The sequence below is a fragment of the Mesorhizobium sp. M1C.F.Ca.ET.210.01.1.1 genome (genome assembly GCF_004791585.1).
Taxonomy (GTDB): domain Bacteria; phylum Pseudomonadota; class Alphaproteobacteria; order Rhizobiales; family Rhizobiaceae; genus Mesorhizobium.
Window position 1 is genome coordinate 1 of sequence record NZ_SRUU01000091.1, and the last position, 1,123, is coordinate 1,123.

The 1,123-nt window shown below is 60.8% G+C and carries 1 protein-coding gene; it reads right to left on the minus strand.

The features are described from left to right. Positions 1-16 precede the first annotated feature (16 nt). Positions 17-943, minus strand: a complete 927-nt coding sequence (locus tag EN853_RS33045; RefSeq protein ID WP_245517265.1) for an IS110 family transposase — start codon at positions 941-943, stop codon at positions 17-19. Between the last annotated feature and the right edge of the window lie 180 nt (positions 944-1,123).

The following is a 1,123-nucleotide window of genomic DNA, read 5'->3' on the forward strand; positions in this document are numbered from 1 at the left end:
GGCATGGCAACTGTGTTCATGCGAAAGCTGTTTTATCTCGAATGATGGCGTTGAGGACGACCAGGAGCTTCCTTGCGACGGCGATGATGGCGAGTTTCTTGGAGCCGGAGCGGGCCGCAAGGTCGGTGTAGAAAGCTTTGAACCGGTCACAGGTTCGAATGGCAGTGAGGGCTGCCATGTAGAGGGCGCGGCGTACGCGCGATCGTCCGCCTTGGATCTGGCTCCTGCGGCTGAGCTTGCCGCTCTTGTTGTCGAACGGGGCAAGGCCGGCGAGTGCTGCAATCGACTTGGGTGAACGCTGGCCGAGCTCGGGCAAGTGTGCCAGCAGCGAGAGCGCACTGACCTTGGAGACACCCGGCACGGAGACCATCAGCGAATAATCGCGGGCAGTATGCTGGGCTTGACGAATGACTTCAGCGATCTGGCTCTCGAGCGCATGGATGCGCCTGTCGAAGTCGGCAATCATGTCTTCAAGGCTGGCGATGACGATCGCCTCGAAGGCCTCAGCGAGGTGCTTCTTCAGCCTTGCCCGCATATCGACCAGTTGATCGCGGTGACCGGCAAGCGATTGAAGCCGTTCGTTTTGTTCGCACGGCGCCGGCTCGGCTTCAGGCTGATAGCGGCGGCCATAGTCGCTCAGCATCCTGGCATCGAGAGGATCGGTCTTGGCCCGCCGTCGCGTCGACTTCGCATAGTGGTGGGTGTGGGCGGGGTTGTGCCGCGAGAACGGCACGCCGGCCTTGGCCAGCGCATGGCGCAGCAGCCGGTCATGCACCCCTGTCGCCTCCATGACGACGAAGTCTCGACTGGGATCAAGGCCTGCCACATAGGCCGCTATCGCATCGGTCTGGTTGTCGATGCGCCGAAGACGGCCACTTGTCTCATCAAAAAAGTCCAGCCACTGCTTGGAGATGTCGCAGCCGACATAGTTCTGCACTATCATGTCCACGCCTCTTCCTGTGGTGCGGGGTCTGCTTGGAACAGCCCCGTGCAACTGTTCAGGTTGATGGTTTTACCGGTGGGAAGGGACCGGGCCATGCCACGGCCTGTCCGAAAGGACGACCAGGATCCACTCGGTCTCCTTCCCACTTCAACCATACACCGGAACCAACACACAGGATCC